Origin of the sequence: Streptococcus toyakuensis (genome assembly GCF_024346585.1) — a bacterium.
GTDB lineage: Bacteria > Bacillota > Bacilli > Lactobacillales > Streptococcaceae > Streptococcus > Streptococcus toyakuensis.
Genome location: NZ_AP024523.1, coordinates 184,001 through 190,000, shown reverse-complemented (window position 1 = coordinate 190,000; position 6,000 = coordinate 184,001). Strand labels below are relative to the sequence as shown.

Sequence of the window (6,000 nt, the reverse complement as noted above, 5' to 3'; positions counted from 1 at the left end):
AAGGCATCCACCGTGCGCCCTTATTAACTTAACCTTATTTTTCTGACCTTTCAGTCATAAACTCTTATTAATACTACAGCGTTTTCGGTTTATTTTCTTGTTACTATTTGATATAGATATTCAATTTTCAATGTGCATTACTTGGTGATCTCTCACCGATGGAGCCTAGCGGGATCGAACCGCTGACCTCCTGCGTGCAAAGCAGGCGCTCTCCCAGCTGAGCTAAGGCCCCACAAGACCTCTCAAGACTAAACAAGACCAATGCGCAGTTCCTTTTCCTTAGAAAGGAGGTGATCCAGCCGCACCTTCCGATACGGCTACCTTGTTACGACTTCACCCCAATCATCTATCCCACCTTAGGCGGCTGGCTCCTTACGGTTACCTCACCGACTTCGGGTGTTACAAACTCTCGTGGTGTGACGGGCGGTGTGTACAAGGCCCGGGAACGTATTCACCGCGGCGTGCTGATCCGCGATTACTAGCGATTCCGACTTCATGTAGGCGAGTTGCAGCCTACAATCCGAACTGAGACTGGCTTTAAGAGATTAGCTTGCCGTCACCGGCTTGCGACTCGTTGTACCAGCCATTGTAGCACGTGTGTAGCCCAGGTCATAAGGGGCATGATGATTTGACGTCATCCCCACCTTCCTCCGGTTTATTACCGGCAGTCTCGCTAGAGTGCCCAACTGAATGATGGCAACTAACAATAGGGGTTGCGCTCGTTGCGGGACTTAACCCAACATCTCACGACACGAGCTGACGACAACCATGCACCACCTGTCACCTCTGTCCCGAAGGAAAACTCTATCTCTAGAGCGGTCAGAGGGATGTCAAGACCTGGTAAGGTTCTTCGCGTTGCTTCGAATTAAACCACATGCTCCACCGCTTGTGCGGGCCCCCGTCAATTCCTTTGAGTTTCAACCTTGCGGTCGTACTCCCCAGGCGGAGTGCTTAATGCGTTAGCTGCGGCACTAAACCCCGGAAAGGGTCTAACACCTAGCACTCATCGTTTACGGCGTGGACTACCAGGGTATCTAATCCTGTTTGCTCCCCACGCTTTCGAGCCTCAGCGTCAGTTACAAGCCAGAGAGCCGCTTTCGCCACCGGTGTTCCTCCATATATCTACGCATTTCACCGCTACACATGGAATTCCACTCTCCCCTCTTGCACTCAAGTTAAACAGTTTCCAAAGCGTACTATGGTTAAGCCACAGCCTTTAACTTCAGACTTATCTAACCGCCTGCGCTCGCTTTACGCCCAATAAATCCGGACAACGCTCGGGACCTACGTATTACCGCGGCTGCTGGCACGTAGTTAGCCGTCCCTTTCTGGTAAGATACCGTCACAGTGTGAACTTTCCACTCTCACACTCGTTCTTCTCTTACAACAGAGCTTTACGATCCGAAAACCTTCTTCACTCACGCGGCGTTGCTCGGTCAGACTTTCGTCCATTGCCGAAGATTCCCTACTGCTGCCTCCCGTAGGAGTCTGGGCCGTGTCTCAGTCCCAGTGTGGCCGATCACCCTCTCAGGTCGGCTATGTATCGTCGCCTTGGTGAGCCGTTACCCCACCAACTAGCTAATACAACGCAGGTCCATCTGGTAGTGATGCAATTGCACCTTTTAAGCAAATGTCATGCAACATCTACTCTTATGCGGTATTAGCTATCGTTTCCAATAGTTATCCCCCGCTACCAGGCAGGTTACCTACGCGTTACTCACCCGTTCGCAACTCATCCAGAAGAGCAAGCTCCTCCTTCAGCGTTCTACTTGCATGTATTAGGCACGCCGCCAGCGTTCGTCCTGAGCCAGGATCAAACTCTCATTAAAAGTTTGAGTTCTCACTCATTTCTGTCACTGACAGATTTATTGTTTTTTTCATTGTTCAGTACTACAACCTTAGTTGTAGTGCCCTGCACATTGGTTCGTCTTGTTCAGTTTTCAAAGGTCTTTGTCACTCACTTCTCTCAAGCGACAACTATATTAGTATATCACAGGTGCTTTCGCTTGTCAACACTTTTTTGAAACTTTTTTAATCTTTTTTCATCAAGTGTTCCATCCGCAACATACCATAGTCCGTACGGGATTCGAACCCGTGTTACCGCCGTGAAAAGGCGGTGTCTTAACCCCTTGACCAACGGACCAGAGTTGTTATTTTCAACTCTTACTATTATACCGACTTTTCTAACTTTGTCAACACCTTTTTTAAACTTTTTTAAGTGATAACTTCTCAACGTAACTTCCACCATAGCGAAACTTAATCTGAAACGCTTTCAGATGAGAGGATTTTGTGCACTCTTTTTTCGATTCTTTTCGACTAATCAAGCATTAGTAAAACCAGTTGAACTTAAGCTTTAAGTAAAAAGAGTCAGCATTATACTGACTCTTCTATTGATTATTAAACTTGGAAGCCCGTTCTTCTCCCCACCAATATGGGATTAGTTCTGCGACTTTCACCGTCTTTCTTGTATCGTAGTCCATCATAAATTCTGCATCTTTATTTTCAGCGTTCATCTCTAAGAGGAATTCTCTGCAAGCTCCACAGGGCATTCCTGAACTTCCACCATAAGGTGGTTTGTCTCGAAAGGCTAATACTTTTTTAACCTTAGTTTGTCCTGAAAATTGGTACATATTGAAGAGGGCCGCCCGTTCTGCGCAGAGATGGAAAACACCACAGGTTCCCTCCATACAGAATCCTGTAAATATTTGCCCATCTTCTGCTTCTACTGCGGCAACGACATGATTAGCATAAACAAAATCAGATACTTCATGTGGATTATACAATTTCTGTGCTTCTTCGTACATCTTTTCCCAGATGTCCATTATTGTACCCTTCTTATTTAGAGATTTCTTTTAGCATGTTTTCGATATGCTGGATTGATTTTTCACGGCCTAACAAGAAGATAGTATCTGGCAATTCTGGTCCATGCATTTCACCTGAAACTGCGATGCGAATTGGCATGAAGAGATTTTTCCCTTTGATACCTGTTTCTTTTTGAACAGCTTTGATTTGTGGGAAGATATTCTCTGTTACAAATTCATCATCTGCCATCGCTTCAAGTTTTGCTTTGAAGGCTTCAAGAACTGTTGGGACTGTTTCTCCCGCCATGACTTCGCGCTCTGCTTCTGTCAATTCTGGGAAATCTGAGAAGAACAGATCTGTCAATGGAATAATCTCATCTACTGATTTCATTTGTGGCTTATAGAGTTCTACCAATTTTTCAGCCTTGTCAGTTAAACGGCCCGCTTCCTCTAAGAATGGTTTTGCCATTTCAAAGATAGTTTCTAGGTTTGCATTCTTGATATAATCATTGCTCATCCAGTCTAGTTTTTTCTGGTCAAAGGCTGCTGGAGACTTGCTCAGGCGGTTTTCATCGAAAAGTTTAATCAATTCTTCGCGAGAGAAAATCTCATCTTCTCCACCTGGGTTCCAACCAAGAAGAGCAATAAAGTTAAAGACTGCTTCTGGAAGGTAACCTTTTTTACGGTAGTCTTCGATAAACTGAAGGGTGTTGGTGTCACGTTTAGACAATTTTTTCCCAGTTTCAGAGTTGATAATCAAGGTCATATGACCGAACTCTGGAGCTTCCCAACCAAGTGCTTCATAAACCATGAGCTGTTTTGGTGTATTAGCAATGTGGTCGTCTCCACGGATTACGTGAGAAATTTGCATATCATGGTCATCGATGACAACGGCAAAGTTGTAAGTTGGGTAACCGTCTTTCTTTTGAATAACCCAGTCACCACCGATATTGCCACCTTCAAATTCGATATCGCCTTTAACCATATCATGCCACTTGTAGATACCTGACTCATTGACAGCCAAACGAACAGTTGGGATGATCCCTGCCGCTTCACGTTCTGCGATGTAAGCTGCTTTTTCTTCTTCACTCATACCAAGGTATTCATTGGTGTAGCGTGGTGTTTCACCAGCTGCTTCTTGGCGTTCGCGTTCAGCGGCCAACTCTTCTTCTGTAACATAAGATTTGTAGGCTTTTCCCTCAGCTAATAGTTGGTCAATGTATTTTTGATACAAGTCCAAACGCTCAGACTGGCGGTAATTTTCATGTGTTTCTGGGCTTTCATCCCAATCCATACCTAACCAACGAAGGTTTTCAAGCTGTGAACGTTCCCCATCCTCGACATGACGTTTACGGTCAGTATCTTCGATACGAATGATAAATGTTCCACCATGATGGCGTGCATACAAGTAGTTAAACAATGCTGTACGGGCATTCCCGATGTGTAGTAGTCCTGTTGGACTTGGTGCGTAACGTACGCGAATATCTTTTGACATAGTTTCTCCTATAAAGTCTTTATACTCAATGAAAATCAAAGAGCAAACTAGGAAACTAGCCGCAGGCTGTACTTGAGTACGGCAAGACGACGTTGACGCGGTTTGAATTTGATTTTCGAAGAGTATTAGGCGTCTGCCTTTTTGCTCTCTATATTATATCACAAGTCTTGGCTGAGTCCAATTTCTATGGATAAAGAGAGTAAAAAGAGTGGACAAACCACTCTTTTCTTCTATTATAGACGTGCGTTAAGTTCTTTGCTCAATTCTTCAAATCCTGGTTTTCCAAGAAGGGCAAACATATTACGTTTGTAAGCTTCAACACCTGGTTGGTCAAATGGGTTGATAGCATTCAAGTAACCTGAAAGGGCGATAGCCAATTCGAAGAAGTAGATTGTGTAACCAAGAGTGAAAGCGTCTTGCTCTGGAAGAGTCACGTACATGTTTGGTACATCACCATCTGTGTGGGCAAGAAGAACACCGTCAGTCGCTTTTTTGTTTACAAAGTCAACGTCTTTTCCTTGAAGGTAACCAAGTCCATCAAGATCTTCTTCCAAGCTAGGGATAATCACGTTCTTACGAGGTTTGTCAACACGGACAACTGTTTCAAACATGATACGAGTTCCTTCTTGGATAAATTGACCAAGTGAGTGCAAGTCAGTTGAGAAGTTGGCTGAAGTTGGGTAAATACCTTTTTGGTCTTTTCCTTCTGATTCACCAGCCAATTGTTTCCACCACTCTGAGAAGTATTGAAGTGATGGCTCGTAGTTTACCAAGATTTCAGTTGCATAGCCTTTACGGTAAAGAATGTTACGAACGGCTGCATATTGGTAAGCTTCATTTTCAGCAATCTTGTCTGAAGTGTAGTCTTTACGAGCTGCGTTCGCACCTTCCATAAGGGCTTTGATGTCAGCTCCTGATGCTGCGATTGGAAGCAAACCAACAGCTGTCAAGACTGAGAAGCGTCCACCAATGTCATCTGGAACAACAAATGTTTCCCAACCGTTAGCGTCTGCTTCAACCTTAACAGCACCTTTTTGACGGTCAGTTGTTGCATAGATACGTTTGTTAGCTTCTTCTTGACCGTATTTCTTAACCAAGAGTTCTTTGAAGACACGGAAAGCAATCGCTGGCTCAGTTGTTGTACCTGATTTAGAAATCACGTTTACTGAGAAGTCTTTGTCAGCTACGTACTCTACCAAGTCAGCAAGGTAAGTAGATGAGATTGAGTTTCCTGCGTAAAGGATTTGTGGAGCTTTGCGTTCTTCTTTTGTTTGCAAGTTTGCAAAGTGGTGGTTCAAGAAGTCGATTGCTGCTTTGGCACCAAGGTAAGATCCACCGATACCGATTACAACCAAGACATCGCTGTCTGATTTGATTTGCTCAGCAGCTTTCAAGATACGGTCAAATTCTTCGCGGTCATAGTTTTCAGGAAGGTCCAACCATCCCAAGAAGTCGCTACCAGCACCAGTTCCTTTACGGATCAATTCATCTGCTGCTGTTACTTGTGATTGCATGTATTCCACTTCATGTGGTGCAACAAATTTGTCTAAAACTTTTGAATAATCAAATTTAATATGTGACATGTTATTCCTCCAATATTTCTTCTTTTCTATCATAACGCTTACCTTCGTTTTTTTCAAGTTTTTTGTCGAATTTCTCCAATTTTTATCAGAATTCAAACGTTTGCGTAAAAATCCCACATTC

General features: G+C 44.0%; 3 protein-coding genes, 2 tRNA genes and 2 rRNA genes (1 of these 7 running past the window's edge). All 7 read right to left on the bottom strand.

Going from position 1 to position 6,000, the window contains the following annotated elements:
- Nucleotides 1–34 (bottom strand): 23S ribosomal RNA (locus tag STYK_RS00905); it reaches 2,867 nt to the left of the window's first position.
- Between the two features lie 125 nt (nucleotides 35–159).
- Nucleotides 160–232 (bottom strand) — tRNA-Ala (locus tag STYK_RS00900).
- Nucleotides 233–283: 51 nt separating this feature from the next.
- Nucleotides 284–1,829 (bottom strand): 16S ribosomal RNA (locus tag STYK_RS00895).
- Together the 16S and 23S rRNA genes with 2 tRNA genes alongside form the textbook arrangement of a ribosomal RNA operon.
- Before the next feature lie 242 nt (nucleotides 1,830–2,071).
- Nucleotides 2,072–2,143 (bottom strand) — tRNA-Glu (locus STYK_RS00890).
- Nucleotides 2,144–2,387: 244 nt separating this feature from the next.
- Complete coding sequence (locus tag STYK_RS00885) at nucleotides 2,388–2,822, bottom strand: cytidine deaminase family protein (protein ID WP_084923638.1); 435 nt, start codon at nucleotides 2,820–2,822, stop codon at nucleotides 2,388–2,390.
- Nucleotides 2,823–2,835: 13 nt separating this feature from the next.
- Nucleotides 2,836–4,296 carry a glutamate--tRNA ligase gene (gltX, locus tag STYK_RS00880; RefSeq protein ID WP_261805072.1) on the bottom strand — a complete coding sequence of 487 codons (1,461 nt, stop codon included), beginning with the start codon at nucleotides 4,294–4,296 and terminating at the stop codon, nucleotides 2,836–2,838.
- 233 nt (nucleotides 4,297–4,529) lie between these two features.
- A complete protein-coding gene (locus STYK_RS00875; RefSeq protein ID WP_049547242.1) occupies nucleotides 4,530–5,879 on the bottom strand; it encodes a glucose-6-phosphate isomerase in 1,350 nt (449 codons plus the stop codon).
- Between the last annotated feature and the right edge of the window lie 121 nt (nucleotides 5,880–6,000).